Annotated in this window: 25 protein-coding genes and 2 tRNA genes; 18 read left to right on the forward strand and 9 right to left on the reverse strand. The window is 63.3% G+C overall.

Annotation, left to right across the window (positions count from 1 at the left end):
* Positions 1-187 precede the first annotated feature (187 nt).
* The 4 genes from D3876_RS14780 to D3876_RS14795 all read left to right on the forward strand — a co-directional run bounded on the left by D3876_RS14780 (position 188) and on the right by D3876_RS14795 (position 3227).
* Positions 188-1858, forward strand: coding sequence for a sensor histidine kinase (locus D3876_RS14780; RefSeq protein ID WP_119763406.1), 1671 nt, complete (start codon positions 188-190; stop codon positions 1856-1858).
* An 11-nt stretch (positions 1859-1869) separates the two neighbouring features.
* Positions 1870-2910 (forward strand): polysaccharide deacetylase family protein, encoded by a 1041-nt coding sequence (locus D3876_RS14785; protein WP_119763408.1) that lies wholly within the window; start codon positions 1870-1872, stop codon positions 2908-2910.
* 51 nt (positions 2911-2961) lie between these two features.
* A tRNA-Ile gene (locus D3876_RS14790) sits at positions 2962-3037 on the forward strand.
* 113 nt (positions 3038-3150) lie between these two features.
* Positions 3151-3227, forward strand: a tRNA-Pro gene (locus tag D3876_RS14795).
* A gap of 7 nt (positions 3228-3234) precedes the next feature.
* Here the strand turns inward: D3876_RS14795 and D3876_RS14800 are convergent.
* Positions 3235-4302, reverse strand: coding sequence for an AraC family transcriptional regulator (locus tag D3876_RS14800; protein ID WP_238475386.1), 1068 nt, complete (start codon positions 4300-4302; stop codon positions 3235-3237).
* A gap of 169 nt (positions 4303-4471) precedes the next feature.
* On the opposite strand from D3876_RS14800, the gene D3876_RS14805 reads away from it, so the two are divergent.
* The 4 genes from D3876_RS14805 (at position 4472) to D3876_RS14820 (ending at position 7456) form a co-directional block, all read left to right on the forward strand.
* Positions 4472-5011 carry a nuclear transport factor 2 family protein gene (locus tag D3876_RS14805; RefSeq protein WP_119763410.1) on the forward strand — a complete coding sequence of 180 codons (540 nt, stop codon included), beginning with the start codon at positions 4472-4474 and terminating at the stop codon, positions 5009-5011.
* A gap of 48 nt (positions 5012-5059) precedes the next feature.
* On the forward strand, positions 5060-5941 hold the full coding sequence (locus D3876_RS14810) for an SDR family NAD(P)-dependent oxidoreductase (protein ID WP_119763412.1): 882 nt from the start codon (positions 5060-5062) through the stop codon (positions 5939-5941).
* Positions 5931-6476: a nuclear transport factor 2 family protein gene (locus D3876_RS14815; protein ID WP_119763414.1), complete on the forward strand. Its 546-nt coding sequence runs from the start codon at positions 5931-5933 to the stop codon at positions 6474-6476. Before D3876_RS14810 ends, D3876_RS14815 begins: the two co-directional genes overlap by 11 nt.
* A gap of 65 nt (positions 6477-6541) precedes the next feature.
* Positions 6542-7456, forward strand: a complete 915-nt coding sequence (locus tag D3876_RS14820) for an SDR family NAD(P)-dependent oxidoreductase (RefSeq protein ID WP_119763416.1) — start codon at positions 6542-6544, stop codon at positions 7454-7456.
* Positions 7457-7514: 58 nt separating this feature from the next.
* Here the strand turns inward: D3876_RS14820 and D3876_RS14825 are convergent, their stop codons facing one another.
* The 3 genes from D3876_RS14825 to D3876_RS14835 all read right to left on the reverse strand — a co-directional run bounded on the left by D3876_RS14825 (position 7515) and on the right by D3876_RS14835 (position 9729).
* A complete protein-coding gene (locus D3876_RS14825; protein WP_238475387.1) occupies positions 7515-7811 on the reverse strand; it encodes a response regulator transcription factor in 297 nt (98 codons plus the stop codon).
* Between the two features lie 208 nt (positions 7812-8019).
* On the reverse strand, positions 8020-8271 hold the full coding sequence (locus D3876_RS14830) for a hypothetical protein (protein ID WP_119763431.1): 252 nt from the start codon (positions 8269-8271) through the stop codon (positions 8020-8022).
* Positions 8272-8373: 102 nt separating this feature from the next.
* Entirely contained in the window at positions 8374-9729 is a 1356-nt protein-coding gene (locus tag D3876_RS14835) for a M20/M25/M40 family metallo-hydrolase (RefSeq protein WP_119763433.1), read from the reverse strand.
* A 219-nt stretch (positions 9730-9948) separates the two neighbouring features.
* On the opposite strand from D3876_RS14835, the gene ettA reads away from it, so the two are divergent.
* Entirely contained in the window at positions 9949-11628 is a 1680-nt protein-coding gene (ettA, locus tag D3876_RS14840; RefSeq protein WP_119763436.1) for an energy-dependent translational throttle protein EttA, read from the forward strand.
* A 76-nt stretch (positions 11629-11704) separates the two neighbouring features.
* Here ettA and D3876_RS14845 read toward each other — a convergent pair whose 3' ends face one another.
* Positions 11705-11995, reverse strand: a complete 291-nt coding sequence (locus D3876_RS14845) for a hypothetical protein (protein WP_119763438.1) — start codon at positions 11993-11995, stop codon at positions 11705-11707.
* A 122-nt stretch (positions 11996-12117) separates the two neighbouring features.
* Positions 12118-12750 carry a carbonic anhydrase gene (locus D3876_RS14850; protein ID WP_119763440.1) on the reverse strand — a complete coding sequence of 211 codons (633 nt, stop codon included), beginning with the start codon at positions 12748-12750 and terminating at the stop codon, positions 12118-12120.
* A 68-nt stretch (positions 12751-12818) separates the two neighbouring features.
* Between D3876_RS14850 and lipA the strand changes: the two genes are divergently transcribed.
* Entirely contained in the window at positions 12819-13751 is a 933-nt protein-coding gene (gene lipA, locus D3876_RS14855; RefSeq protein ID WP_119763442.1) for a lipoyl synthase, read from the forward strand.
* A 1-nt stretch (position 13752) separates the two neighbouring features.
* Positions 13753-14229 carry a type II toxin-antitoxin system RatA family toxin gene (locus D3876_RS14860; protein WP_119763444.1) on the forward strand — a complete coding sequence of 159 codons (477 nt, stop codon included), beginning with the start codon at positions 13753-13755 and terminating at the stop codon, positions 14227-14229.
* On the opposite strand, the gene D3876_RS14865 is transcribed toward D3876_RS14860, so the two are convergent.
* Genes D3876_RS14865 through D3876_RS14875 form a run of 3 tightly spaced genes read right to left on the reverse strand, consistent with a single transcriptional unit; the run spans position 14175 to position 16421 of the window.
* Complete coding sequence (locus tag D3876_RS14865; protein WP_182912022.1) at positions 14175-14690, reverse strand: CinA family protein; 516 nt, start codon at positions 14688-14690, stop codon at positions 14175-14177. The two genes, D3876_RS14860 and D3876_RS14865, sit on opposite strands and share 55 nt — an antisense overlap.
* Before the next feature lie 4 nt (positions 14691-14694).
* A complete protein-coding gene (locus D3876_RS14870; protein ID WP_119763448.1) occupies positions 14695-15255 on the reverse strand; it encodes a hypothetical protein in 561 nt (186 codons plus the stop codon).
* Positions 15252-16421 carry a bifunctional 2-C-methyl-D-erythritol 4-phosphate cytidylyltransferase/2-C-methyl-D-erythritol 2,4-cyclodiphosphate synthase gene (locus D3876_RS14875; protein WP_119763450.1) on the reverse strand — a complete coding sequence of 390 codons (1170 nt, stop codon included), beginning with the start codon at positions 16419-16421 and terminating at the stop codon, positions 15252-15254. Before D3876_RS14875 ends, D3876_RS14870 begins: the two co-directional genes overlap by 4 nt.
* A 277-nt stretch (positions 16422-16698) precedes the next feature.
* On the opposite strand from D3876_RS14875, the gene D3876_RS14880 reads away from it, so the two are divergent.
* The 7 genes from D3876_RS14880 to hfq all read left to right on the forward strand — a co-directional run bounded on the left by D3876_RS14880 (position 16699) and on the right by hfq (position 26267).
* Complete coding sequence (locus tag D3876_RS14880) at positions 16699-18057, forward strand: DUF1254 domain-containing protein (protein ID WP_182912023.1); 1359 nt, start codon at positions 16699-16701, stop codon at positions 18055-18057.
* A 278-nt stretch (positions 18058-18335) separates the two neighbouring features.
* Entirely contained in the window at positions 18336-19334 is a 999-nt protein-coding gene (dusB, locus tag D3876_RS14885; RefSeq protein ID WP_119763454.1) for a tRNA dihydrouridine synthase DusB, read from the forward strand.
* Positions 19310-20443 carry a two-component system sensor histidine kinase NtrB gene (locus D3876_RS14890; RefSeq protein ID WP_119763456.1) on the forward strand — a complete coding sequence of 378 codons (1134 nt, stop codon included), beginning with the start codon at positions 19310-19312 and terminating at the stop codon, positions 20441-20443. Before dusB ends, D3876_RS14890 begins: the two co-directional genes overlap by 25 nt.
* Positions 20440-21885, forward strand: a complete 1446-nt coding sequence (gene ntrC, locus D3876_RS14895) for a nitrogen regulation protein NR(I) (RefSeq protein ID WP_119763458.1) — start codon at positions 20440-20442, stop codon at positions 21883-21885. Before D3876_RS14890 ends, ntrC begins: the two co-directional genes overlap by 4 nt.
* A gap of 190 nt (positions 21886-22075) precedes the next feature.
* The gene (locus D3876_RS14900) at positions 22076-24259 is read left to right on the forward strand and encodes a sensor histidine kinase (RefSeq protein ID WP_119763925.1); all 2184 of its coding nucleotides are present in this window, start codon (positions 22076-22078) and stop codon (positions 24257-24259) included.
* A gap of 3 nt (positions 24260-24262) precedes the next feature.
* The gene (gene ntrX, locus D3876_RS14905; RefSeq protein ID WP_119763460.1) at positions 24263-25651 is read left to right on the forward strand and encodes a nitrogen assimilation response regulator NtrX; all 1389 of its coding nucleotides are present in this window, start codon (positions 24263-24265) and stop codon (positions 25649-25651) included.
* A gap of 115 nt (positions 25652-25766) precedes the next feature.
* On the forward strand, positions 25767-26267 hold the full coding sequence (gene hfq / locus D3876_RS14910; RefSeq protein ID WP_119763462.1) for an RNA chaperone Hfq: 501 nt from the start codon (positions 25767-25769) through the stop codon (positions 26265-26267).

The following is a 26267-nucleotide window of genomic DNA, read 5'->3' on the forward strand; positions in this document are numbered from 1 at the left end:
CAATGCTTCCTATCTCGGAACGCGTTGGCTATCGAGAGCGGCTAGAGCCTGATCGGTTGAGGTGGAAGCACTTCGTGCTTCCGCCGATGCCGTGAATCAGGCTCTGTTCAAACGGTTGCGACCTTGATTCACGTTCCAGGCTGATTCAACCTGGAACGATCAAGGTCCGGGGCCCAGGGAGAGAGCTTTGCGCTTCGACGACATGGCTGCCACGGTGATTGCGCGAGTCGGCGCAAGCCCCGAGGCGCGCGCTGTCGCCTGGCATCAGCTCGTCGATCTTGCCGCGCAACGGCGCGGAGACTCCGAGGATCCCGACGCGCTTTATGCCGTCCTGCGCAAATGGCGTTCTGTCGTGCCCGTCGAGCGGCGGCGCCTGGCTGCCGAATCGCTCGTCGGCAGGCCGATTCCCGCAGCGCTGTTCGCCTATTTCGCGAGCGACGTCCTGTCGGTCTGCGCGCCGCTCGCGCGCAGCGTGCAGCTCAGCCCCACGGAGTGGCGTGCGCTCCTGCCGCGATTGCCGATCCCGGTGCGCGCGCTGCTTCGGCATCGAGACGATCTTGATCCGGAGACGGCGCGCGCGCTCGAGAGCTTCGGTCCCGCAGATCGCGTCATTCCTGCGCCCGTGCCGGCCATCGAGACAAAAGCCACGCCGAGCAGTGCGCCCTCGCCAGCATCGGAGGGCGGCGACGCCGCCATGGGCGGTGGCGTGCAGATTCGCGAACTGGTCAACAGGATCGAGGCATATCGTCGTCACCGCCCTGTACATCGCCCGCTTGAGCCGCGTGCTCCAAGCAGCTCTGCCGAAGCGCGCGCCGAGCATTTCCGTTTCGAAACGGGGGCGGACGGCGTGCTGATCTGGATCGACGGCGCGGCACGCGGACCTCTGGTGGGCCTCTCCATCGCAACCCCCGCGGAGCGTGCCGACCACGGCGTGGACGGCTATGCCGCGGGCGCCTTTCGACGCCGCGCGCCATTTCGGGATGCACGCCTGACCATACCCGGCGCGGGTGAGGTCTCCGGAGAATGGCGAATTTCAGCAGTCCCCTTCTTCAACGCGCATGATGGGCGCTTCACGGGATATCGTGGCACCGCACGGCGGCCGCGCGTGGACGAGGTCGCGAGCAGCGCCGCCGCGCAGGGGCTCTATGGCTCTGCGCTGCGCCCCGAATCGCTTCGCCAGCTCGTTCATGAACTGCGCACGCCGCTCAATGCGATCATGGGCTTTGCCGAAATGATCGACGGGCAGATGCTAGGACCAGCAGCGCAGGATTATCGGGCGCGCGCACTCGATATCGTGAGCGAGGCGCGCAAACTGCTCGGCGCGGTCGACGACCTCGACACCGCGGCGCGTGTCGATAGCAATGCGTTGCGGTTGCGCAGCAGCCATGTCGACAGCGCGAGCATGCTCTCGCGCATCTGCGCCGATCTCGCGCCGTTGAGCGGCGAGCGCCGTGTCGCGCTCGACATCGCAGTCGCGGGCGATCTCCCCGAGATGACGGTGGATCCCATTGCACTCGAGCGCATGTTCTCACGTTTGCTTTCGGCGATCATCGCGGTTTCCGCGGGCGGCGAGGCGCTTTCGGTAAGGCTGGTCGGCGAGGCGCGGGATCAGGTCGCGCTCAACGTCGCACGCCCCAAGGCGCTGATCGATCAGGATGAGCGCGCGCTGCTCGATCCGGGCTACAGCCCTGACGGCGACTGGCCGGACGCGCCATTGCTCGGACTGGGTTTTGCGCTGCGCCTGGTCCGCAACCTCGCAGAAGCCGCCGGTGGCCGCTTTGTCATCCGCCGCGACGCCTTTGTGCTGGTCCTGCCAGGTGCGGTGGGCAGCGCAGGCGCCGGCGAAGGCAGCGGCTGAGCACATTGTCGTTGAACGACGGACGCCTCGCGGTCGGGCAGGGCCGGCTCGACATCCCGCCGCCAAAATCCTCCCTTGCCGCCTATCCGGCCGCGGATTCGCCTCGCTTCCTCGTCTTCGTCGATACCGAAGAGGAATTCGACTGGCGGGCACCGATCAGCCGCGACGCGCACAGCACGCACCATGTCCGCGCGATTCCCAGGCTTCAGGAGATGTTCGACGCGCAGGGCATCTCCCCGACCTATCTCGTCGACCAGCCGATCGTGGAAAGCGACGCGGCGCTGGCGATCCTGCGCCCAATTCTCGATCGCGGCGGATGCGCGATCGGCGCGCAGCTTCATCCCTGGGTCAGCCCCCCGTTCGATGAGGCCCTGACGACTGCGAACAGCTTTGCAGGCAATCTTCCCTCAGCGCTTGAGCGTGCCAAGATTACGGGGCTCACCCAAAGCATTGCCGAACGCTTCGGCCGTCACCCCTCGATTTACCGCGCGGGTCGCTATGGGATTGGCCCCAATAGCGCCGCGATCCTCGAGGATCTGAGCTACCGGCTCGACGTCTCGGTGCGCGCAGGTTTCGACTATGCGAACGAAGGCGGTCCCGATTTCACAGGGTTCACGCCCGAGCCCTTTTGGGCTGGGCCGAGCGGCAGGCTTCTCGCGCTGCCGCTTACCACAGCCTATGTCGGCGCCCTTCGGCGTTTTGGTTCCGGGCTCAATCGCCTTGCGCTCAGGCAGGGCCATGTTCGCGGACTTCTCGCGCGCACGGGGCTCTTCACGCGCGTTCCGCTTACGCCCGAGGGGGTTTCCGCCGCGGAGGCCAAGGAGGCGATCCGCGTGCTGGCAGGCGAGGGGCTCCGGATCTTCAGCCTTTCCTTCCATTCGCCCTCGCTCGAGCCCGGACATACCCAATATGTCCGCGACGCCGCCGATCTGAAGGTCTTTTACCGGTGGTGGGACGAAGTGATCGCCCTGTTCCACAAATTGGCGATCGCGCCCTGCGGCGGCGAAGATTTCGTCGACATCATGGCGAATGGTCGACCGAAAGCGCCGTAATGGCCTTGCCATCCGCGACATCCCTCCGCTATCGCGGCCCCGCGCATGGCGGGGCCTGTAGCTCAACGGTTAGAGCTGGCCGCTCATAACGGCTAGGTTGCGGGTTCGAGTCCTGCCGGGCCCACCAGCGTAGCGGCACAGGAACAAAAAGGGCGATGATCGGCCCATTCGGCGCAAATCACTCAGCCTGCTCATTCCGCTTGGCAAGCTGCCCATTAACGGGATAGAGGACGCCGGCGTCGGGGAGTGGCGCAGTCTGGTAGCGCACCTGGTTTGGGACCAGGGGGCCGTAGGTTCGAATCCTATCTCCCCGACCAATTTGGTTTATCGATCCAGTTCCGTGGAACTGCGCTGCCCGGCCCTGACCCTTGTCGGCGACGCGGCGAACCAGCGGTTGCAACTCCGCGTCATCACAGATTGCTCGGCAAAGCCCAGCTTTTCGGAAATCGCCGCGAAGTCGAGATCGGTCTGCTGCAGATAGTAGAGCATGATGTCGCCGCGCACCTCGTCCTTGATCTGCTGGAAGGAGGTGCCCTCGGCCTTGAGCCGCCGGTGCAGTGTACGCGGATGCAGGTTGAGATCGGCGGCGATGCGCTCGTTCGAGCATTCGCCACTCCATACGCGCTGCATGATGAGTCCGCGCGTCTGCGCATGCAGGGGCGGATGGTGGCGGGTGAATTCGCGGTCGATAAACGCGGTCACTGCCTCATAGGCCTTTGCATCGGGATCTATGATGGGACAGATCAGATCCCGCTCCGAAAACGTAACGCCATCCTCATTCTGGCCGAAATGGACGTCACAGCCGAAATAGCGGCGATAGACCGGGAGCGGCGATACCGGCTGATGGCGGAAATGCACGCGTCGCACGCGCGCACGGCCCCCTGTAAGTTCCATCGCCGCGAGGTGACCGACCAGAAGGAGCTGTTCCATCGCCTGGCTCTTGTTGGGAATGCGGTCCAGCAGGATGTCATGACCAACGAACACATGCTTCACTGCCGGGAAGCGTCGCAGCCAGACATGCGCGGCAAGACTGTGCGCGTAGCTGTGCTTGCAGACATAATCGAGTGCGTCACCGAAGGTTCTTGAATTGCGCATCGCCAGTCCCAGCGGACCAAACATGCTGCCGCTCTGAAGACTCGCGAGCCGCATACCCAGATCGGAACAGCGAAGCTCCGTCGCGGCAAGCTCGATGAGATGAACCATCTGGCGATAGCTGACTTCCGGTTCGCCCTGACAGAGAATGCCCGGCTCCAACCCGGATTGTTGAAGCAGGTCTCGCAGGTCGCCGCCCAGCTCCTCGACGAGTTCGGGAAAGAAGCGCAAAATCCTGGCATGCACGACCTCGAAATCCTCGGCGGGCCCGGATTTCTCCTCGATCAGCGATTGCCGCACAATTGCTCTCCTGACGCGATCGGCGTCTTCCTCGCGATACTCTTCCTTGCAGGGACAAGCGTGAGCATTTGTCCGAAATGGTCAAGCGTTTGTGGCCGCGCGGCCGGTATGGAAGCGGTGAAAACCGCATAAGATCGCCTGAACGTTACAGGCGCCGGAGAGAGCTGAAATGGACGTCACGACAGAGGAACTCAGGCTGTTTGTCGACCGCGAGCAGATCCGCGATTGTCTGGCCCGCCTTGCGCGCGGCGAGGATCGGCGTGACGCCGCTATGATCACCGCGTGCCACTGGCCCGACGCGACAAGCGACTACGGCATCTTCTCCGGAAATTTCGACGAATATCTCGCCTGGGTCGTGCCGGGTTCGGACGCGATTGCCGCGACCCAGCACATGTTGGGGCAAAGCATGATCGACGTCCGCGGCGACGCGGCGAGGGTCGAAACCCAGGTCATCTCCTATCATCGGATCAACATGGGCGCCGAGGAGCGCGACGTCAGCATCGGTGGTCGCTACCTCGACCGGATGGAACGGCGCGGGGGCGAATGGCGCATCGCCGCGCGGACGATGCTCTATGACTGGTATCAGGACTTCGGCCAGTCGATCGACTGGTCTCAAGGAGTGATGGGCATGGCCTTCAGTGCCGGCCACTTCACCGGCAGGGCGCACGGCGACCATAGCGAGGCCTTTTTCGGCAAGTCCGGCGAGTAAGACGACGCTGACAACGCCGGAAAATGGCGGAATGAACAGGAGAGCAGCATGGGTTCGCTGACAGGCAAGGTCGCGGTAGTGACCGGGGCAAGCCGGGGTATCGGCAAGGGTATCGCAATCGCGCTCGCCGAGCAGGGCGCCACCGTTTATGTCACCGGACGCACAGTCGCGGCGGGCACTTACCCGCTTCCGGGCACGGTCGGGGAGACGGCGGCAGAATGCGACAGGCGCGGCGGCAAGGGCATTGCGGTGCAGGTCGACCACGCCAATGACGAGCAGGTTGCCGCGTTGTTCGAGCAGGTCGCGCGCGAACAGGGGCGTCTCGACATTCTCGTCAACAATGCCTTCGCGCTGCCCGAAGACCTGACCGAGCCGAAGCCCTTCTGGGAAAAGCCGCTGTCCAACTGGGAAATGGTTGATGTCGGCGTGCGTTCGAACTTCGTCGCGGCCTGGCATGCGGCCAGGATCATGACCCCGCAAAAGTCGGGTCTGATCGTCGCCATTTCGGGCTATGTCGGGGTGACCTACACCTATGGCGTCGTGTTCGGCACGTGCAAGTCGGCAGTCGACCGTATGGCGCGCGACATGGCGATCGAGCTTCAGCCGCATGGCATCGCCTCGGTGTCTCTGTGGCAGGGCCTCACCTTGACCGAGCGGGCGCAACGTAACCTCGAGCGCAACCCCGACATGAAGAAGCTGACCGTCACCAATCCGCTGGTTGGCTGCTCTCCCGAATTTCCCGGACGCGTGATCGCAGCGCTTGCGGCCGACCCGGCCGTTATGAAGCGTTCGGGCGGCACATTCATCACCGCCGAAGTCGCGCAGGATTACGGCATCACCGACGTTGATGGAAAGGTGATCCCGTCGCTCCGCGCCCAGCGCGGGGCGCCGATCTGGCAACCCATCGCGGAGGCCGGCAATGGACGCTGACCGCCTCGCCCGCATGGACGCACTGCTCGATAGGCAGGACATCCTCGATTGCCTGACCCGCTTCAGCCGCGGCATGGACCGCTTCGACCGCGACGCGTTCCTGTCCGCCTTCCACTCCGACGCTACGATTGCCGCCGGGAGCTTCGTCGGCGGCCCTGTGGATCTCTATGACTGGGCTTCGGCGATGCATGAGGCGGGGCAGGTCGCGACGCATCACAACCTGCTCAACGTCACCTATGATATCGACGGCGATACCGCGCATACCGAGACCTATTACCTCTTCGTCGGGCGCAATCGAGACGACTCCAACTGGATCGCGGGCGGCCGCTATATCGACCGGCTGGAGCGCCAGGATGGCGCGTGGAAGATCGCGCTGCGCACGAATGTCATCGAATGGTCGGGCACGGCTCCCACCATGCCGATTCCCTTTGCCGATGTGGAGGACATCCACGGCAATGGCGCGCCCTCGCGCAGCACCGAGGACCCTTCCTACCAGCGCCCGCTTGTCAACCGGCGCAAGAAACACACGCCGTAGCCAACGGAACCGATCCTGGCCGAATGCGACCAACCGGCAAATGTTCTGCGAAAAAAGGATGATCAGTGACTGAACGCCGATTCGATGGTCGCGTGGCCGTCATCACAGGCTCGGGCCGTGGCCTGGGCCGCGAATATGCGCTGCTGCTCGCATCAAAGGGTGCCAGAATCGTCGTCAACGATCTGGGAAGCGGCATAAGTGGGGACGGCGGTGACGCCGGGCCTGCCGAAGAAGTGGTGCGTGAAATCCGCGCTGCGGGCGGCGAGGCAGTCGCCTGCACCGACTCGGTTGCCACGCCCGAGGGCGGCAAGGCGATCATCGACGCTGCGCTCGACAGTTTTGGGGCGATCGACATCCTCATCCACAATGCGGGCAATGTCCGCTACGGATCGCTTGAAGAGATCAGCTACGAGGATTTCCGGGCGGTCGTCGATGTCCATCTGATGGGCGCGTTCCACGTCGTACGCCCCGCCTTTCCGCTGATGTGCAAGGCGGGCTATGGCCGCGTCGTGCTGACCGGCTCGATCGGTGGCATCTATGGCACGCACAATGTGGTCAATTATGGCGTGTCAAAGGCCGGGACGATCGGTCTCAACAATGTGATCGCGATCGAGGGCGCGGCAAAGGGCGTCAAGTCCAACATGATCCTTCCCGGTGCGGTGACGCGCATGGCCGAGGGGCTGGACATTTCGCAATACCCGCCAATGGGCGCAGACCTGGTCGCGCCAGTGGTAGGGTGGCTCGCGCATGAATCCTGCTCGATATCGGGCGAGATGCTCGTGTCGATGGCGGGCCGCGTCGCTCGCGCCTACGTCGCGGAGACCGAAGGCGCCTATCGCCCTGACTGGACCATCGACCAGGTCGCCGAGAATATCGAGGCGATCCGGGACACGGACAGGGAATGGATATTGCCGCCCCTACCGTCGGGGTATCTCGATCACCTGCAGCGCAGCTTCGAGATGGCGCGACGGGGCGGCTAACCGGTCCGGGCCGATTGGCGCGCGGCCGACCACGGATGTGATCAGCCGCGCGTGCCCCTTAGAGCGCCGCCGAAACGCCATGCGTGCTGCGGGTGATGACCAGCAGGCCGTTCGCCCAGGCTCGCGCGATCATATGCGCGCGGTTGCGCCCGCCGACCTTCAGGCGAACATTGTCGATATGACGCTCCACGGTACGCGGCGCGATCGCGATACGGCGCGCAATCGCCTTGGCCGACAAGCCGTGTGACACGAGATCGAGGACCTCGCACTCGCGCGCGGTCAGCCTGTTTTCACCGAAATATTCCATACCAGCCTCTCCCGAGGACGGGGTGAGGTGACCCTGGCGGGCGTCCATGCGATGGCGCCGTTGGAAAGCAGGTTTAGTCGAAGCGACAGTGATTGGCTTGCAAGAAAACGACGTCGCATTTTTCCGATGTCGGGGCGCCGCCACGCGCGAGTCACCGACCAATTCGGTAGACAAAAGAAAACGGACGATCCGCTTGGATCGCCCGTTTTCCTTTTTTTTTGGATCCCGGCCGCCAAGAGCGGCACAGGAACGCAAATTACTGCGCGTTGGTCGTCGCGTTCTCGACGGCGTTCGCGGCGTTCTCGGTCGCGTTCGCAGCGTTCTCGGTCGCGTTGACGGCGGCATTCGCGGCGTCATCGGTCACGTTCTCAGCAGCGGCTTCGACGTTCTCAGCAGCGGCTTCGACGTTCTCGACAGCGTTTTCGACGGCGTTTTCAGCAGGCTTTTCACCGCAGGCGGCCAGGGTCATCAGGCCGGCGGCAGCGAGAACGAAAGTCACTTTTTTCATTCGATTTGCTCCCAAGCAAAAGGTTCGCGTATCCGGCCCGAATGCCGTTCGCGAGCCACCCAGATAGCGGCGAATCCTGTACCGTCAACGATAAATTGAAGTTTACGGTCGCGCGGTCGAAATATTCTCGGGCGCATTTGCGACGATGGAAAGCATTGCCGTCCATGCCGCGACGTTCTGGCGAAGCGCCTCGGGGTCGACCTTGTCGAGCGTGTCGTCGGGGGTGTGGTGCAGGTCGAAATAGTGCGTCCCGTCCTGATTGAGGTCGATCGCCGAAACGCCGCCGCGAATGATCGGACCAACATCGGCGCCGCCGCCGGCCTCGCCCTTGCCGCGCGTTATGCCGAGCGGGGCCAGAGCGGCGGCGAGCCTGTCGGCGACTGGCTTCGCGCCTTCGGGCAGCTTGACCTCAAAGCGCCAGATCCGGTCTGCGCCGAAGTCGGATTCGGCGGCAACCGCATGATTGTCCGCCTTGTGCCGCTCGAAATAGGCCTTGCCGCCAAGCACGCCGACTTCCTCGGCGCCGAACCAGACGAGCCGGATCGTGCGTCGCGGTTTGCCCGCATCCATGATGCGTTTCGCGGCCGCCGCGGTGATAGCGACGCCCGACGCATCGTCGATCGCGCCGGTGCCCAGATCCCAGCTATCGAGATGCCCTCCGATCAGCACGATGCCGGCCTCTGGATCGGTTCCCGGCACCTCTGCCACGACGTTGCCCGACTGGCGCACGCCGATGTTGCGGGGAGTGAGCGTCAACTTCAGCCGTACTGTTTTGGTACGGGCGAAAATGCGTTCGAGATTGTCGGCATCGGGATTGGCGAGCGCAGCCGCGGGAATCGCGGTGACGCCGGCCTCGAAATTGGTGCTGCCCGTGTGCGGGTTGCGATGGCTGTCGGTGCCGATCGAACGGATGACGATCGCGGCGGCTCCCTTCTTCGCCGCCACATTGGGGCCGGTGAAGCGTGCCTGGCCGTACTGGCCATAGCTCGATCCGTCCTGCGTCGGCTTCATCGCGTGGCTGACGAACACGATCTTGCCCTTGACCGCGGAATCGGGCGCCGCCTTGAGATCTTCGAAGGTCGCGAAGTGAACGACGTCGGCCTCAAGCCCGCTCGCGGGCGTAGCGCCGCTGTTGCCGAGCGCGGCAAGAATCAGCGGCTGCGGATAGGGCAGGGTGATTTCCGCCTTTTCTTCGCCGCGAACCCAGACCGGCATGTCGAAGGGCTCGACGCGGACATTCTTGAAGCCGAGCGCTTTCAACTTCTTGACCGACCAGTCGCGCGCGCGCGCTTCGGCCTCGGTGCCGGGCATGCGCTGGCCGACCTCGGTGGTCAGGCCTTCGGTGATGTCCCATGCCACATCGTCCTTGAGCGCCGCGTCGCGCAACTCCACGGTCCTGTCGGGGGCCGCGAATGCGAACGTGGGGATTGCGGATGCCAGAAGTACGAGTTTTTTCATGGAATTGCTTTCCGGACTGGGGATGAGAGGGAGACGCTGTATCATTCCGGCGCGCATCGGAAACCCCGTTTTTCCTTATCTTTCCACGCTCGGCGCTTATGGTTTGCTTCGGGCTCTGGAAACGGGCCGTGCCCATCCCATATTTGCCAAGCAGCGGGCGCTCGGCTAGGGCGTCGCGCAAATTTCAGCCGCATTCGATAAAGACGGAGTCACGTGCCGATGGCCGCGCAGTACAGCTTTGTGATGAAGGGTCTGACCAAGACCTTCCCGGGGCAGCCCAAGCCCGTTCTCGACAACATAAATCTGCAATTCTACCCGGGCACCAAGATCGCGATCATCGGCGTCAACGGCGCCGGCAAATCGACGCTGATGAAGATCATGGCGGGTTACGACAAGGAATTCTCGGGCGAGGCGTGGCCCGGCGAGAATGTCCGCGTCGGCTATCTGGCGCAGGAGCCCCAGCTCGACCCCAAGAAGACGGTCAAGGAAAACGTGATGGATGGCGTCCGCCCCGTCGCGGACCTCGTCGAGCGCTTCAACGAGATTTCCAACATCATGGGCGATCCGCCGGAAGACGTCGATTTCGACGCGCTGATGGAGGAGATGGGCGAGCTTCAGGAGAAGATCGACGCAGTCGATGGCTGGACGCTCGACAACCAGCTCGAGATCGCAATGGAAGCGCTGCGCTGCCCGCCGGGCGACTGGAGCGTCGAAAGCCTCTCGGGCGGTGAGAAGCGCCGCATCGCACTGTGCCGCCTGCTGCTTGAGAAGCCCGAGGTGCTGCTGCTCGACGAACCGACCAACCACCTTGACGCCGAAAGCGTCCAGTGGCTCGAGAAGCATCTCGTCGACTATGCCGGCAACGTCATCCTCGTCACGCACGATCGCTACTTCCTCGACAATGTCGTTGGCTGGGTGCTCGAGCTCGACCGCGGCAAGGGCCTGCCCTTCGAGGGCAATTATTCGGCGTGGCTCGAAGCCAAGGCGAAGCGCATGGAGCAGGAGGGCCGCGAGGAGGCCGGACGCCAGAAGGCGATCAAGGACGAGCTGGAATGGATCAGGCAGTCGCCCAAGGCCCGCCAGACCAAATCCAAGGCGCGCATCAAGGCGTTCGACGAACTCGTCGAGAAGCAGGCCAACCGCGCGCCGGGCAAGGCGCAGATCCTGATCCAGACCCCCGAGCGTCTCGGCAGCAGCGTGATCGAGGCCAAGGGGCTGACCAAGGCTTATGGCGACAAGCTGCTCTTCGAAAATCTCGACTTCAACCTGCCGCCGGGCGGCATCGTCGGCGTCATCGGTCCCAACGGCGCGGGCAAGACCACGCTGTTCAAGCTCATCACCGGGCAGGAGCAGCCCGATGGCGGCGACTTGAAGATCGGCCCCACGGTGAAGCTCGGCTATGTCGACCAGAGCCGCGACGCGCTCAATCCCAAGAACAATGTCTGGCAGGAAGTGTCCGACGGCGTCGACATCTTCACCTTCGGCAAGCACGATGTCGCGAGCCGCGCCTATGTCGGCGCGTTCAACTTCAAGGGTTCGGACCAGCAGAAGAATGTCGGCCAGCTCTCGGGGGGTGAACGCAACCGCGTCCACATGGCCAAGATGCTGCGCCAGGGCGGCAATGTGCTGCTGCTCGACGAACCGACCAACGACCTTGACGTCGAGACGCTGCGCGCGCTCGAGGAGGCGCTGGAAAGCTTCGCGGGCTGCGCCGTGGTCATCAGCCACGATCGCTTCTTCCTCGATCGTCTCGCCACGCACATCCTCGCCTTCGAGGGCGACAGCCATGTCGAATGGTTCGAGGGCAACTTCGAGGCCTATGAGGAAGACAAGCGTCGTCGTCTGGGCGACGAGGCCGATCGTCCGCACCGCATGACCTACAAGAAGCTAACGCGCTAACAGCGGGCTTCAGGGCAAAGAAAAAGGGCCGGCACCGCGAGGCGCCGGCCCTTTTGCGTGGGCGTGTGCCCGGATCTTACTTGATTTTGCGGACCGCCGCATAATCAAGGCTGGTGACCAGCTTGCCTTCGGCTTCGCTCACGGAGTTCGTCGGAACGCGGACGAAGCGCGAATCGAAGATGATGGTTACGACGTCGGCAGCGACGCGGTTGACCTTGCCGAGGCGCTTGCCATCGGCCGAATAGAGCGTGACGCCATTCTTGAGGCGCGCAGGCGCCGTGGCAGCGGCGGCGGCATCCTGGGCAATGGCGGCGACGGGAGCGGAAATCGCAAGCAGAGCTACTGCGGAAGCAACAAACAAACGCATATTGGGACCTTTCTTAAGTGAATGCGTGCGCCTTGCCCCATTGACGTTTACGGAAACAGCAAAATATTGCGCGCGCAGCCAATAAAATCTTGGCCGCCCCTTATATCGCCTTGGCGGTGAATTCAGGCGGGGCTGAAATTGCCGCTCTGTTCATCGAGCAGATGGAGCACGCCGTCTGCGATCGCGAAATACGCGCCGTGTATCCTGAGCCGCCCGGCTTCCTCGCGTTCGGGGATGCAGGGGAAGGTGCGCAGATTCGCGATACTGACCTTCACGGTTTCGAGTTCCAGCGCGTGAATCGCGTCCGGCCCGTCCCCCATTTCGGCGGCGATCCGGTCGCGCGCTTCGTCGAGCAGGTCGATCCAGTGCGCGATGAAGCCGCCCGCGCCGGGCGGTGCGTGCTCGAAACGGCGCGAGAGCGCTGCGTGAACGCCCCCGCATGAGCCGTGGCCCATGACAATGATTTCAGGCACTTCTAGCTGCGTGACCGCGAATTCGAGCGCGGCCGAGACGCCGTGGCGTCCGCCGCCCAGTTCGAAGGGGGGTACGAGGTTGGCGATATTGCGCACGACGAACATCTCGCCGGGCGAGGTATCGAAGATCTGGCTCGGGTCTACGCGGCTGTCCGAACACGCGATCACCATCACCTTGGGGCTCTGCCCCTCCGCGAGTTTCGACCATCGCTCGCGCTGCTGGGTCCAGCCGGTGGAGCGGAAGCGGCGATAGCCGGTGATGAGATCGGAAAAGTCTGCCATGAGCGCGTTCCCTAATCCCCAAAGGGCAGGGGTGGCAACACCGAGCTTTAATCGCTATCTGCGCGTGCATGAGCGAAGCCGATCCCATTTCCGTCCCCCAGCCGCGTCCCGAAAGGCAGCGCAAGCCCGACTGGATCCGCGTCAAGGCGCCGACCAGTGTCGGCTTTTCCGAGACGAAGGCGCTGATGCGTCGGCTGAACCTCGCCACGGTGTGCGAGGAGGCCGCGTGCCCCAATATCGGCGAGTGCTGGACCAAGAAGCACGCGACGGTGATGATTCTGGGCGACGTCTGCACGCGCGCCTGCGCCTTCTGCAACGTCAAGACGGGGATGCCGCGCAAGGTCGATCCGCTCGAGCCACAGCACACCGCCGACGCGGCCGCCGAACTCGGCCTTGAGCATATCGTTATCACCTCGGTCGACCGCGACGATCTGCCCGATGGCGGCGCCTCGCAGTTCGTGAAGGTGATCGAGGCGCTGCGTCGCACCACGCCCAAGACGACGATCGAGATCCTTACCCCCGATTTCCGCAACAAGGCCGAAGCCGCGGTCGAGGCGATCGTCGCGGCGCGCCCCGACGTCTATAACCACAACCTCGAAACAGTGCCGCGGCTCTATCCGACGATCCGTCCGGGCGCGCGCTATTACGCGTCGCTGCGCCTGCTCGAATCGGTGAAACGGCACGATCCCTCGATCTTCACCAAGTCGGGCATCATGCTCGGCCTTGGCGAGCAGCGACTTGAGGTGCACCAGGTGATGGACGACATGCGTTCGGCCGATGTCGATTTCCTGACGATGGGCCAGTATCTCCAGCCCACGCCCAAGCACACCAAGGTGATGGATTTCGTGACGCCGCAGGCTTTCAACGCCTATGCCGCGATCGCGCGCGCCAAGGGTTTCCTGCTCGTCGCCTCGTCGCCGCTCACGCGTTCGAGCTATCATGCGGGCGAGGATTTCGAGCGCCTGCGTGCCGCGCGCGAGGCGAAACTGGCGAAAGCCTGAAATGCCGCGCCACAGCGAAACGAGGCATCTTCCCTATAGTCCCGAGCAGATGTTCGACCTCGTGGCCGATGTCGCGCGCTATGGCGAGTTTCTGCCCTGGGTGAGCGCGGTGCGCGTCCGCTCGAACAGCGATACCGAGATGGTCGCTGACCTGATCGTGGGTTTTTCGGCGTTGCGCGAGAGCTTTACCTCGCGCGTGAAGAAGGAGCGGCCCGAACGTATCGAGGTCGACTATCTCGACGGTCCGCTCAAGCACCTCCACAATCATTGGGGTTTCAGGCCCGATGGCAAGGGGGGATCGCTGGTCGACTTCAGCGTCGATTTCGCCTTTCGCTCCGCAATCTTCGAAAGGCTGGCGGGACAAATGTTCGATCGTGCGCTTCGCAAGATGATCGGCGCATTCGAGGAGCGCGCCAAGGCTCTTTACGGTGGAGAGGATCCCGGCATCAGCAGCTCGAGTGCTACCAGCGCCGCCTGAAGCCGGACGCCCGCACGGCCAAGATTGCCGAACTCGCGCTTGTCCGCCACGACGTCCTCCGAATCCCCATCCTTTTCGGCGCGTGCGAAGACGACGGTGCCGACGGGTTTTTTCTCGCTGCCGCCATCGGGGCCGGCAATGCCCGTGATCGCCACCGCGACATCGGCGCCCGAGCGCTCTTGCGCGCCGCGCGCCATCGCCCAGGCGACCGCGATCGACACCGCGCCAAAGGTGTCGAGCACGTCAAGGCTGACGCCGAGCATGCCGATCTTCGCTTCGTTGGAATAGGTTACGTAGCCCGATCCGAACACGTCGGATGATCCCGGTATCTCGGTCAGCGCGGCGCTGACCAGCCCTCCGGTACAGCTTTCGGCGAGCGCGATCGTCCGGCCCGCCGCGCGATTGGCCTCGACCACCCGGCGCGCCAGCGCCACAAGCTCGTCGGGAAGAATGTGATCCATGATCCTACCGTGCTTCGTCAAAAGGACAGATATTCAGGTCATCCCCTTGCGAACTCTTTTTCCTTTTCTTTTTGGCCTTTGCGGCATCTTCCTTGGCGACGATCTGAAGAATCGTGGCGATAGCGCCTGCCATGTTTTCGGGCGGTAGCGGTTCGAACAGTTCGATCATCCGGTTGATCGCGCCGCAGTCAGCGGGTTTGATCTCGGCCGACAGTTGCGGGACGAGCATCGCGCGCATCAGTTCCAGGCCCGCATTGTTGACCTCATCCGAATCGCCCAGACCTGCAATCCGGGCAAAGGCGGCGCGCGCGAGTTCCATCGCGGGCGCTTTCTCAACACGGTAGCGCTCGAAAATCGGGGCATCGGTCTTGCGGAGCAGCGCTGTCGCCGGGAGTACTGACGCGCAGACCTTGGCGGTCGCGTCGAGCGCCTCGGGCAGCAGCACGAGGGCAATGGCTTTCACCTCGTCGCCGGTCACGCAGTCGGCCGTGGCCGCGGCATGCGCCGGGCCGCAAGCGAGGGTGATGGCCGCCAGGCTCGATGCGAATTTCTGCCAGTGCTTCATATGTCCCCTGATATTCTGACAGTTGCGACCGCCTGTGCAGCGATGCCTTCGCCGCGGCCGGTGAAACCGAGCCGTTCGGTCGTCGTCGCCTTGATGCTAACCCTCGCCATATCGACCCGCAACAACGCTGCAATGCGGTTTCGCATGGCGTCCCGATACGGGCCGATCTTCGGGGCCTCGCATATGATCGTCAGGTCGACATGCTCGATTGATCCGCGCGCTTCCGCCACCAGCGCTGCAGCATGTTCGAGGAAACGGTCCGACGAGGCGCCGCGCCACTGTGGATCAGAGGGCGGAAAATGCATCCCGATATCGCCCGCGCCGATCGTGCCGAGCAGCGCGTCGGTCAGTGCATGGAGCGCGACATCGGCGTCGCTGTGCCCCGAAAGCCCCTTGTCGTGCGGGATCAGCACGCCGCCGAGCCAAAGCTCTTCGCCCGCGACGAGGCGGTGGACGTCATAACCCATGGCGGTGCGGATGCTCGCCCGGGCGGCGAGCCGCGCCTCGGCGCTCGCGAAATCTTGCGGATGCGTGATCTTCTCCAGCATCGAATCGCCTTCGACCATTGCGACCTCAAGCTCGACCGCGCGCAGGATCTGCGCATCGTCGGTGGCCTCCTGATCAACCGGCCAGAGGCGGTGCGCCGCCAATATGGCATCGAAGCGAAAGGCCTGAGGCGTCTGAACGCGAACCAGCCCCGTGCGCGGCACAATATCACCGAGCGCCTCATCAGCGGTCGCCAGCGTATCCGCAACCGGCAGCACGGGCACCGCACCCGCCGAACCGTCGAGTTGGGCGAGCAGCCGGTCGATCACCGCATGGGGGAGGAGCGGGCGCGCTGCATCGTGGATCAGCACGCGCACCGCGCCGCCAAGCGCCGAAATCGCCTCGAGCCCGGCAAGCACCGATTCCCGACGTGAAGCGCCACCGTCGACGATGGCGCGCACGTCGCGTCCGTCGAGCGCGACTTCCATCGCCTGGCGCTGGTCCGCGGCCGTCACCACGATTACGCCGTCGATCGCGGGATGCGTCAGCGCCGCATCGATGCTGTGCGCAACGACAGGCTTGCCGCCGAGCAGCGCAAACTGCTTTGGACGCGCTGCCCCGGCACGCTCGCCTTTTCCGGCAGCGACGATCAGCGCGACGTTATGAAAACCCGATTTCATGACTGCGCGCCTAGGCCAAATTCCCGGTCGTGCAAACAGCCCACGTCATGATGCGAGTTGGAAGATGTCCGCCTTGGCGTGGTTTCCGGCCTGTCCGCTTTACGCCGATAGTTGGAAAAAGCAGACGTTCGTCCAAGCGCGGGTGTTATCGGAAAGCGCTTGTTCTTTCATGTCGAGTGCTGGAGAACATCCATATTTTCCTGAGCCCTCGTGCGGGTATTTCCCGATGTGCACTCTGCTCCCCAAACCCTACAAGAGCAGCGAGGAGAGCGCTGCCATGTCCGACCACCCTGCCACGGAAGACTGGCGTGAAGAATACGCTTACACGTTGGGTGCCCAAGCTTACATCTATGCCTTCCCGTTGGTGTATCTGAGCAAGCTGCGATATGACTGGACGAACGTTTCCGATTCCAGCTTCTTCGCTTCGCTCAATCATTTCCATCACAAGCGTGTTTTGTCCAACCACATCAACTACACGTCGGGCGGGTCACCAAATCAGGACACGCTCTATTCCTGGGGATGGCTCGATCTGCGCCAAGGTCCAGTGGTTCTCACCCATCCCGAAATGGGGAACAGATATTTTACCTTCGAGATCGCCGACATGTTCTCTGATAATTTCGCCTATGTCGGCAAGCGGACCACCGGGGGAGCAGCCGGTGCTTTCGCGATCCTTTCCCCTGGATGGGATGGAGAGCTTCCGTCGGACATCTTAGGCTCGTTCCAATCGCCGACCCGCTTTGCGCTCGTCTTTGGCCGCACGCTGGTGAAGGACGAAAAGGACGTTGCGGCGGTGAACGCGTTGCAGGACGGATATCATATGATCCCGCTCGCCCTGTGGGGCCAGTCAGACCCGCAAGTTCCGGAGGGGCGCGACGTTTTCAAGCCGTACGACAGTGCGCACGATCCGCTGGCCGACTGGAAAACGATAAATTCGGCGTGGTCGGAGAATCCTCTTCCGAAGGATCGGGATACGGAATTGGTACGCCTTTTCGGCGAGATCGGAATTGGCCCGGATTTCACCGCCGAGAGCGTCGACGCGCTGCCGGAGCCGACGCGGCAGGGCCTCGCCCGCGCAGCAGCAACGACGCGTCCGATGCTTGACGCAATGATTGCGACCGGAGCTTACAAAGCCAAGCTACTGAATGGCTGGATGTATCCGCCACGGACATTCGGTCGTGCCGGGCTCCATGGCGACTTCGTCGTCCGGGCGTCGGGTCAATGTCTTGGCGGCATCATCTCCAACGATGCCGAGGAAGCCGTCTATCTCCCGGCGTTCAACGATGTTGGGGGCGATCCGCTTGTCGGTGGACGCCGATATGCCATCCGGTTCGGGGCCGACGAACTACCGCCCGTCGACCAGTTCTGGTCCATTACCATGTACGGCCGGGATCACAATTTCGTGCCGAACGACACGATGCGCTATTCGATCGGGGACCGCACACCCGATCTTGCCAAAGCAGCAGACGGCAGCCTGTCCATTTATATTCAGCCCAATCCTCCAACTGATCCTGCGGAACGTGCGAACTGGCTGCCGTCGCCGCGACAAGGGTCGTTTCACCTCGTGCTGCGAACCTATGGTCCAAAGCAACCAATCATCGATCAGGTCTGGGTGCCTCCGGCGGTCACACCAGCGTAGCGGAGACGATTAGCTCCCTTACACTGAGCGTCAGCTTTCCTTTTTTGCAGTCATCAAAGGCTGAATGAACAGCGGCTTTCAGGGGGCTTGCGTGCCGTCTTCAATGACGAGAATTGGGTCGAAATTTGACGTTCCCGCGCCTTCACGTCGCGCGCTGCTTTGGTGGCGCACAGGATTGATGCGCTCATCAAAACAATGCCTGGCGGCGAGTGTGAAGCGGCAAAACTTGCCCCCTGGCCACTTTCCCGCTATGGGGCTGCCTCATTTTTAGGCAGACTATGACGAAACTCGCTCCCATCGACATCGGCCCGGTCCGTATCGAAACGCCAGTGATCCTGGCGCCGATGACGGGCGTCACCGATCTGCCGTTCCGCAAGGTCGTCAAGCGCTATGGCTCGGGGCTCAACGTCACTGAGATGATCGCGAGCCAGGCGATGATCCGCGAGACGCGCCAGTCGCTGCAAAAGGCGGCGTGGGATGCGGTCGAGGAGCCGATCTCGATGCAGCTTGCGGGCTGCAGCCCCAAGGAAATGGGCGAGGCGGCAAAGCTCAACGAGGATCGCGGCGCTGCGATCATCGACATCAATATGGGCTGCCCCGTGAAGAAGGTGGTCAACGGCGATGCGGGCTCGGCGCTGATGCGCGACCTGAAACTTGCCGGCGACATTATCAAGGCGACGGTCGAGGCGGTTTCGGTGCCCGTGACGCTCAAGATGCGCATGGGCTGGTGCCATGACAGCCTCAACGCGCCCGAACTCGCGCACATCGCCGAGGATCTGGGCGTGAAGCTCATCACCGTCCACGGCCGCACGCGCAACCAGATGTACAAGGGTTCGGCGGACTGGGCGTTCATCCGCAAGGTCAAGGACGCGGTCGCGCTGCCCGTCATCGCCAATGGCGACATCTGCTCGATCGAGGATGCGCTGACCGCGCTCGACCAGTCGGGCGCGGACGGCGTGATGATCGGCCGCGGGGCCTATGGCCGACCCTGGTTGCTGGGGCAGGTGATGCACTTCCTGCGGACGGGGCAGCGGATCGCTGATCCCACAATCGAGGAACAATATCATCTTATCACAGCGCATTACCGCGATATGCTCGAACATTATGGCGAGATGACCGGGGTTAATATGGCGCGTAAGCATATCGGCTGGTACACCAAGGGGCTGGGTGGCTCGGCCGAGTTCAGAAACCGTGTGAACCAGCAGCCCGAAGCCGCCACGGTATTGGCAATGCTCGAGGAATTCTATTCGCCATGGCTCTCCCGGGCAGCCGCCTGATCCGGCTTACCCGCAAGCCGGCGAGCGGCGAAGAGGCGCCATCGGCGTCTGAACTCATTGCCGCGCTTCCCGTCCCGACATTGCTGATCAACCCCGAGGGCAAAGTTGCCGACGCCAACGCCGCTGCAGAATCGCTGCTGAACGCGAGCCGCACCGCGATCATCGGCAAGCCGCTCGACGCGCATGTCCGCTTTCCCGAGAATATCGCGGCGCTCGAGCGCGAGCGGGCAGGGTCGCCGCTCAACGCCTTCGATGTGCAGATTTCCAATGACCGCGGCATGAAGCTGCTCGCCGACGTCGCCTTCTCGCCTGTGCCCGATCGTCCGGGCTGGAGGATCCTGGCGATCCATGCGGGGGCCGCGGCGCATCCCATGGGCAATCGACGCGAACAGGGCAGCGGCGCGCGCGCAGCTATGGGAGCGGCGGCGATGCTGGCGCACGAGATCAAGAACCCGCTTTCGGGGATCAGCGGCGCTGCGCAGTTGCTCGAGCGCAAGGTGGCGCCCGAGGCACGCGGCATGACGCGGCTGATCCGCTCGGAGGTCGATCGCATCACCAGCCTGATCGACCGGATGGAAAGCTTCACCGATCCGCGCCCGCTCGAGCTGGTGGCGGAGAATATCTATCCGGTGCTCGATCATGCGCGTGAACTCGCGCGTCACGGCTTTGCGCAGGATGTCGAGATCAGGGCGGTCTATGACCCGTCATTGCCGATGGCGCTCGTACACCGTGACGCCTTGACGCAGATCGTGCTCAACCTGCTCAAGAACGCAGCCGAGGCCTCGGCCGGGGGCCATGAACCCGTCATCCATATCGTTACAGCCTATCGCCACGGTGTTTCGGTGCCCGACAAGGACGGCAAGGGCCGCCGCGCGCTGCCGATCGAGTTGTGCGTGATCGACAACGGCCCCGGACCCGCGCCGGAGGTGGCCGACCACCTGTTCGAACCCTTTGTCAGCACAAAGCGGTCGGGCGGCGGCCTCGGCCTGGCGCTCGTCGACAAGCTGGTGCGCGACATGGGCGGCATCATTCAGTTCTCGCGCGAGGGTACGCCCGAACGCACCGTCTTCCGCCTTCTCCTCCAGCGCGCCGGAAAGGATGCCCAATGAGCACTGGCCGCATCCTTGTCGTCGATGACGACGCCGCGATCCGCACCGTGCTCGCCGAAGCGCTGCGCAGCGAGGGGCATAGCGTCTCGCTCGCCGAAAGCATCGCCGACATGGAGCGCCAGCTCGGCAGCTTCGACCCCGAATTGCTCATCACTGACGTGATTCTGCCCGACGGGAACGGGCTCGACGAGATCTCCTCGGTGCTCCAGCGTCGCCCGGACCTGCCCGTGATCGTGCTGTCGGCGCAGAACACGCTTTCAACCGCGGTGCGCGCGACCGAGCAAGGCGCGTTCGAATATCTGCCCAAGCCCTTCGATCTCGACGAGCTGTGTCGCGCGGTCGGCGACGGGCTGCGCAGCCGCGCCAATCGCGGGACCGTAGAGCCGGAGGGTATCAAGGAAGATCTGCCGCTGATCGGTCGGTCGCCCGCGATGCAGGATGTCTACCGGACGATCGCGCGCGTCGTCGCCAACGAGCTGACCGTGCTGGTCTTCGGGGAGTCGGGCACGGGCAAGGAACTTGTCGCGCGCGCGATCCACGATCTCGGCCCGCGGCAGAAAAAACCATTTGTTGCCATAAACATGGCGGCCATTCCTCGCGATCTGATCGAATCCGAACTCTTCGGCCATGAAAGGGGCGCCTTCACGGGCGCGCAAGCGCGCACCGCCGGCAAGTTCGAACTGGCGCAGGGCGGGACGCTGTTCCTCGACGAGATCGGCGATATGCCGATGGAAGCGCAGACCCGTTTGCTGCGCGTCCTTCAGCAGGGCGAGTTCACGACGGTGGGCGGAGCGCGCCCGATCCGCGCCGATGTCCGTATCATCGCGGCAACGCACAAGGACCTGCCCGCGCTGATTGCGGCCAATGGCTTTCGCGAGGATCTTTACTACCGGCTCAATGTCGTCCCCGTTACGCTGCCGGCACTGCGCGAACGGCTCGGCGACATTCCCGAGCTTGCGCGTCACTTCCTCGATCGCGCGGCGCAGGAGGGGCTTTCCAGAAAACGCCTCGGCGATGATGCGCTGGCGAGGCTGTCGGCGCATGGCTGGCCCGGCAATGTTCGCGAGCTCGAAAACCTGATGCGGCGGCTTGCGGCGCTCAGCCGAGAGGAACTGATTTCGGCGCGCCAGATCGACCTGGCGCTTGCAGGCGGCCCGGGCGAAAGCGTGCCGATACCGTTTATCGGCAAGGGGCTCGAGGACGCGGTCGAGGTGCACCTCGCGAGCTATTTCGCGAGTTTCGGCGACGATCTGCCGCCCGACGGCCTTTACGACCGCGTGCTGGCGGAGGTCGAGGCGCCGCTGCTCCGCCTGACCCTGGCGGCGGTGCGCGGCAACCAGCTTCGCGCAGCCGACCTGCTTGGTATCAACCGAAATACGCTTCGCAAGAAGCTGACCGACCACCGAATCGACCCTGCAAGGGTTCGCCGAGGGAATTCCTGACCGCGATTTTCACGGTCGATAGGCCGTGCTGCACCAGCGCCCGAAATCGAGGAGATTCCGATAGACTGTGTTTGTCTTGCAACGCGAATGTTGTAAGAACGCAACGGTGAATGTGGGCTATCGTGACATTTCTGTGAAAGCATCGCGGTGGCAGCGCGTGCTGCGCGTTGTTTCGCGTCGCAACAACCTGATGCCCTGGATCGAGCTGGCCACGCTCGCGCTTGCCGTGGCGGTGGCCGTGACGAGCTATTTTGTCGTCAGCGCCGAACCCACGACCGAAAGGCTGCTTTCGCCGGTTCTGGTTGCGCTGCTGCTCGTGGCCAACCTCGTTCCCGGCGTGGCGCTGCTCGTGTTGCTCGGCCGCCGGGTTGCCAAGAAGCGTGCGGCGCGTTCGCCCATGGGCGGCGGCGGGCGATTGCACGTCCAGCTTGTCGCGATCTTCTCGGTCATCGCCAGCGTACCGATGCTGCTGGTCGTGATCTTCGCCTCATTGCTTTTCCAATATGGCGTCGAATTTTGGTTTTCTGATCGCGCCCGCGGGATGCTTGAGAACGCGGCGATCGTGGCGCAGGAGTTCAACAGCGAATATCGCACGCGTGTCGAGAACAACACGATCGCGATGGCATCCGACATCGTTAACTATCTTGACGAGGCGCCGATCGACACGCCGCTCTTTCAGCAGGGTTTTGCGGGCCAGGTCTATCAGCGAGAACTCTCCGAGGCCGCGATCCTCGTCATCAAGCCGGGCGTGGGCGAACAGACGCTCGCGATGGTCGATCCCTATGATCGCGGGGAGGGCACACGGATCAAACCCGCGCTTCTGGAACGCCTTCGCAAGGGCGAGCCCAGTATCGTCACCGATTCGGGAGACCGCATCGAGGCGGTGACACGGCTGCCGGTCAACGAAGAAGCCTATCTGTGGACCGCGCGCGTCGTTGATCCCAAGATGCTGGCTCAATCCGAACGCGCGCAGACGGTTTCGACCGACTACAAGCGCCTGCTCGAACGGTCGCGTGCGCTCCAACTCCAGTTCAACGTGGCACTGCTGCTCATCTCGCTGCTGATCGTCGGCGCGGCGGTATGGATTGCGCTCGAGCTGGCCGACCGGCTCGTCCGACCCGTCAGCGATCTGGTCGACGCTGCGCAGCGTATTGCCGAGGGGGACCTGTCGGCGCGCGTGCCACAGCCCGTGCGTCAGGACGAGGTTGGCCGGCTCGCCAATGCGTTCAACCGCATGACTCAGACTATCGAGGAGCAGACCAGCGCCCTCGACAGCCGCCGCGCCTTTATCGAAACGGTCATGTCGGGCGTCACTGCCGGCGTGATCTCGGTCGATGGCGACCGCAATATCCGTTTGATGAACAGCTCGGCCGCGACGCTGCTGAAATCTGCGCCCGGCGAGGCTACGGGCAAGGCGATCGACGACCTTGCCCCCGAACTGGCGGAGCTTGTCGCTGCGGAAGACCGCGACGACATCGTTCAGCTCAACATCGGCGGCGACGCGCGCACGCTTGCAGTCAAGGCTGTGCGCGACGAGGCGGGGCACGTCCTGACCTTTGACGATATCACCCAGCAGGTTCTCGATCAGCGGCGTGCCGCATGGTCCGACGTGGCGCGCCGTATCGCGCACGAGATCAAGAACCCGCTCACCCCGATCCAACTCGCCGCTGAGCGCCTCCAGCGTCGCTATGGCAAGCAGGTGACTGACGAGCCCTCGACCTTCGAACAGCTGACCGAGACCATTATCCGCCAGGTCGCCGATCTGCGACGAATGGTCGACGAATTCTCATCGTTCGCGCGCATGCCCAAGCCCGTGTTCCGTACGGAATCGCTTACCGATATTGCGCGCCAGGCACTGTTTCTGCACGAGGTCGCTCATCCCGAGATCGCCTTTTCGCTTGAGCAAGGCGATGGGGTGCACCAGATCGTATGCGACCGCCGCCAACTCGGCCAGGCTTTGACAAATCTCGTCAAAAACGCCGTAGAAGCTATTGATCAAAAGCGTGAAAGCAATTCAGCGAGCGATGAACGCGGTCGCGTTACCCTGTCAATTTGCCCGGACGAGGCAAGCAAGCGGATCACGGTCTGCGTCGCCGACAACGGCATCGGACTGCCCCAGGACCGCGAACGGCTGGTCGAACCCTATGTCACCACGCGCAGCCGGGGCACCGGCCTGGGCCTCGCGATCGTCAAGAAAATCGTCGAGGAACATTTCGGTATCATGCAGTTCGCGGACAATGCCGGTGGGGGCACCATCATCTGCATGACCTTCGACCCGGATTTGCTCGCACGATTCATGCGCGGGGAAGGGGACCCCGCACAGGCTGACGGCGAGAAGACACCCACACAACTGACGCACAAGAGGACCAGCTAGACTATGGCGCTAGACATTCTGATAGTCGACGACGAGCAGGATATCCGCGACCTTGTCTCGGGCGTACTCGAGGACGAAGGCTTCGCGGCGCGCAGTGCTGGCGGCAGCGATTCCGCGCTTGAGGCGATCGCCGAACGTCGCCCCTCGCTCGTCCTGCTCGACGTGTGGTTGCAAGGCTCGCGGCTCGATGGCCTCGAACTGCTCGACGAGATCAAGCAGCGCGATCCGTCGCTCCCGGTGCTGGTGATGTCGGGCCATGGCAACCTCGACACCGCGGTTGCGGCCATCCGGCGCGGAGCGGTCGATTTCATCGAAAAACCCTTTGAGGCGGCGCAGCTTCTTCATCTCGTCTCGCGCGCAACTGAAACCGAGCTTCTTCGACAGGAGAATGCCTCGCTCAAGGCGCAGATGGGGCGGGAGGAGGAACTGACGGGCAGTTCCGCGGCGATCAACTCGGTGCGCGCCACGCTCAAGCGGGTTGCATCCACCGGCAGCCGGGTGCTCGTGACGGGACCTGCCGGAGTCGGCAAGGAAGTCGCCGCGCGCCTGCTCCATAAGTGGAGCAATCGAGCGACGGCGCCCTTCATCGTCGTCGGTGCTGCGATGATGAGCCCCGAGCGTGTCGAGGAAGAACTGTTCGGCGTGGAGGAGGGCGGCGAACTCGTACGCCCCGGCCTGCTCGAACAGGCGCATGGCGGCACGCTCTTTCTCGACGAGATAGCCGACATGCCGCTTACAACGCAGGCCAAGATCCTGCGTGTGCTGACCGATCAGAGCTTCACCCGCGTCGGCGGACAACGCGTGGTGAAGGTTGAGGTACGCGTCGTCTCCGCCACCTCGCGCGATCTGCCTACCGAGATTGCCGCGGGACGATTCCGCGAGGATCTTTATTATCGGCTGAATGTCGTGCCCGTCCATCTGTCGCCGCTCGCCGAGCGTCGCGAGGATATTCCGTCGCTGATCGAGCATTTCGTCGCACGCTATGCCAGTGAGCGCCGCGTCCGCACACCTTTGGTCGCCACCGATGCAATCGCCGCGCTTCAGGCCTATGACTGGCCGGGCAATGTGCGGCAGCTCCGCAACGTCGTCGAGCGCACGATCATCCTGGCGCCCGGCGATCGGATCAGCCAGATCGACCTCGACATGCTTCCCGCCGAGGTGATGGGCAACCAGGGCGAATCGGGCGTGGGCAATGCTGCCTCAGCGATTATGGGAGCGCCATTGCGAGAGGCCCGCGAAACCTTCGAGCGCGAGTATCTGCGGATCCAGATCCGGCGGTTCTCGGGCAATATCTCTCGTACCGCGACCTTTATCGGGATGGAGCGTTCGGCGCTTCACCGCAAGCTGAAGCTGCTCGGCATGGCCGACGCCAAGCAAGATGGTGATGAATAATCCCCCATTCGGTGGACGAGGCGGCCCAAAACACCTAAATAGAGCGCCCCCGACCATGCCTGTGCGAGCAGGCGAATGCGGACCACGATCCGCCAAGAAAAAGGAATGGTAGAAAATGCCAGACAAGAACAACGCGAAAACCAACAATCTTCAGGACATCTTCCTCAACACGCTGCGTCGTTCGAAGACCCCGGTCACGATGTTTCTGGTGAAGGGCGTCAAGCTCCAGGGGATCATTACCTGGTTCGACAATTTCTCGGTGCTGCTCCGTCGCGACGGCCAGTCGCAGCTCGTCTACAAGCATGCGATCTCAACCGTGATGCCCGCGGGAGCGATCGATCTTTCGCCGATCCAGACGGCGTTTGATGAGGGACGCGGCAAATCCAAATCGCTGCAGGAAGTATTTCTTAACGCGGTCCACAAATCAGGCGACCCCGTGACGATGTTCCTTGTGAACGGCGTCATGCTTCAGGGAGAGATCGTCGCGTTCGATCTGTTCTGCATGCTGCTCCAGCGCGACGGGCTCGCGCAGCTCGTTTACAAGCACGCCATTTCAACCGTACAGCCCGCCAACCCGCTCAACCTCGCCGAAGAGAGCGGAGACGACGCGGACTGA

Origin of the sequence: Sphingomonas cavernae, from assembly GCF_003590775.1 — a bacterium.
GTDB classification, from domain to species: Bacteria; Pseudomonadota; Alphaproteobacteria; order Sphingomonadales; family Sphingomonadaceae; genus Sphingobium_A; species Sphingobium_A cavernae.

What these genes read in the sequence shown, in the direction of transcription:
- D3876_RS14805 (WP_119763410.1), top strand. Translation starts at nt 4,472, where the DNA reads ATGGACGTCACGACAGAGGAACTCAGGCTGTTTGTCGACCGCGAGCAG.
- D3876_RS14810 (WP_119763412.1), top strand. Translation starts at nt 5,060, where the DNA reads ATGGGTTCGCTGACAGGCAAGGTCGCGGTAGTGACCGGGGCAAGCCGG.
- D3876_RS14815 (WP_119763414.1), top strand. Translation starts at nt 5,931, where the DNA reads ATGGACGCTGACCGCCTCGCCCGCATGGACGCACTGCTCGATAGGCAG.
- D3876_RS14825 (WP_238475387.1), bottom strand. Translation starts at nt 7,811, where the DNA reads ATGGACGCCCGCCAGGGTCACCTCACCCCGTCCTCGGGAGAGGCTGGT.
- D3876_RS14830 (WP_119763431.1), bottom strand. Translation starts at nt 8,271, where the DNA reads ATGAAAAAAGTGACTTTCGTTCTCGCTGCCGCCGGCCTGATGACCCTG.
- D3876_RS14835 (WP_119763433.1), bottom strand. Translation starts at nt 9,729, where the DNA reads ATGAAAAAACTCGTACTTCTGGCATCCGCAATCCCCACGTTCGCATTC.
- ettA (WP_119763436.1), top strand. Translation starts at nt 9,949, where the DNA reads ATGGCCGCGCAGTACAGCTTTGTGATGAAGGGTCTGACCAAGACCTTC.
- D3876_RS14845 (WP_119763438.1), bottom strand. Translation starts at nt 11,995, where the DNA reads ATGCGTTTGTTTGTTGCTTCCGCAGTAGCTCTGCTTGCGATTTCCGCT.
- D3876_RS14850 (WP_119763440.1), bottom strand. Translation starts at nt 12,750, where the DNA reads ATGGCAGACTTTTCCGATCTCATCACCGGCTATCGCCGCTTCCGCTCC.
- lipA (WP_119763442.1), top strand. Translation starts at nt 12,819, where the DNA reads ATGAGCGAAGCCGATCCCATTTCCGTCCCCCAGCCGCGTCCCGAAAGG.
- D3876_RS14860 (WP_119763444.1), top strand. Translation starts at nt 13,753, where the DNA reads ATGCCGCGCCACAGCGAAACGAGGCATCTTCCCTATAGTCCCGAGCAG.
- D3876_RS14865 (WP_182912022.1), bottom strand. Translation starts at nt 14,690, where the DNA reads ATGGATCACATTCTTCCCGACGAGCTTGTGGCGCTGGCGCGCCGGGTG.
- D3876_RS14870 (WP_119763448.1), bottom strand. Translation starts at nt 15,255, where the DNA reads ATGAAGCACTGGCAGAAATTCGCATCGAGCCTGGCGGCCATCACCCTC.
- D3876_RS14875 (WP_119763450.1), bottom strand. Translation starts at nt 16,421, where the DNA reads ATGAAATCGGGTTTTCATAACGTCGCGCTGATCGTCGCTGCCGGAAAA.
- D3876_RS14880 (WP_182912023.1), top strand. Translation starts at nt 16,699, where the DNA reads ATGTCCGACCACCCTGCCACGGAAGACTGGCGTGAAGAATACGCTTAC.
- dusB (WP_119763454.1), top strand. Translation starts at nt 18,336, where the DNA reads ATGACGAAACTCGCTCCCATCGACATCGGCCCGGTCCGTATCGAAACG.
- D3876_RS14890 (WP_119763456.1), top strand. Translation starts at nt 19,310, where the DNA reads ATGGCTCTCCCGGGCAGCCGCCTGATCCGGCTTACCCGCAAGCCGGCG.
- ntrC (WP_119763458.1), top strand. Translation starts at nt 20,440, where the DNA reads ATGAGCACTGGCCGCATCCTTGTCGTCGATGACGACGCCGCGATCCGC.
- D3876_RS14900 (WP_119763925.1), top strand. Translation starts at nt 22,076, where the DNA reads ATGCCCTGGATCGAGCTGGCCACGCTCGCGCTTGCCGTGGCGGTGGCC.
- ntrX (WP_119763460.1), top strand. Translation starts at nt 24,263, where the DNA reads ATGGCGCTAGACATTCTGATAGTCGACGACGAGCAGGATATCCGCGAC.
- hfq (WP_119763462.1), top strand. Translation starts at nt 25,767, where the DNA reads ATGCCAGACAAGAACAACGCGAAAACCAACAATCTTCAGGACATCTTC.